At 60.4% G+C, this 1159-nt stretch carries 1 protein-coding gene; it reads right to left on the bottom strand.

Going from position 1 to position 1159, the window contains the following annotated elements; translation table 11 throughout:
- On the bottom strand, window positions 1-1159 hold a 1159-nt coding region (locus ACLFKU_RS43525), incomplete at both ends, for an AMP-binding protein (RefSeq protein WP_410853367.1).

Genomic DNA, 1159 nt, shown 5'->3' with positions numbered 1-1159 from the left:
TTCAGGTAGCCACGCGCCACCCCCGCCCCGCCAATGTAGAGCTCCCCAGCCGCCCCGAACGGCACCGGCTCGCCATGACCGTCCAGCACGTACACCCGCGTGTTCGCAATCGGACGGCCGATCGGGACCACTGACCCATTAAAATCAGCCGGGCAATTCCAGACTGTCGCGAAGGTCGTCGTCTCGGTCGGGCCGTAGCAGTGAACGAGACGTACGGGGCCTTCTTCTTTCAGCAATCTCAGAAATGAGCGGAGATCATTGGGCTCCCCTCCACAGAGGAGGTACTTAAGTTGGGCTAACGTGGGAGCAATCGATGATGTAAATTGATTGAATAATGCTGTTGTTAGAAAAAGTGACGTCACCCGGTGCTGTTTAAGCGCCCGGGCAAAGCTGGAAGGGTCTGCGACAGCTTGCATTGCAACAATGCAACCACCGTTAAGTAGTGGTGCCCACACTTCGAATGTGCTTGCGTCGAAGGCGGGATTGCCGGCCCATGCCACACGATCCCCCGCCTCGATCTTCGCATATGCATTGTTGATCACGAGCCGGTTGACGGCACGATGAGAGACAAGAACTCCTTTGGGAAGGCCGGTTGAGCCGGAGGTGTACATTACGTATGCGGCAGCCTCAGCGGTCAATGCCAGGCCAGGATCGGAACTACATCCCGTTCCAACTATGAGCGGCTCAATAGCCAGAACCGGTATCGTCGCCTCAACCAGATTGTCGCCGTCAATCTGGCCAAGCACCAGACGGGCAGCACAATCAGCGAACAGCCATTCCTGTCGTGCAGAGGGAAGGCCGCGATCGATCGGCACATATACTCCGCCCGTCTTCAGGATCGCCAGCTGCGCCACCACAAGAGCGACGGAGCGGTCAAGCACTGTCGCAATGCGATCTCCCGGCCTGACTCCAAGTGCGATCAGATGATGGGCCAGCCGGTTGGCCCGCGCGTTGAGCTCGCCATAGCTCAGTCTCTCGTTCTCATGCACCAGCGCCACCGCCTCCGGTGCCCGCCGCACCTGCGCCTCGAATAGCTCATGGATGCACCGCTCCGACGGATACGCCGCCTCCGTGCGGTTCAGCTCCTCCAGCAGATACCCGCGCTCCGCCGCCGGCAGGATCTCCAGCTCCCGCACCGGCGTGTGCGGCGAGCGCTCCA

This window comes from Paraburkholderia sp. EG304, from assembly GCF_046543485.1.
Classification (GTDB): domain Bacteria; phylum Pseudomonadota; class Gammaproteobacteria; order Burkholderiales; family Burkholderiaceae; genus Paraburkholderia; species Paraburkholderia youngii.
The sequence above is the reverse complement of the archived record's forward strand: the minus strand, read 5'-3'. Positions and strand labels throughout refer to the sequence as shown.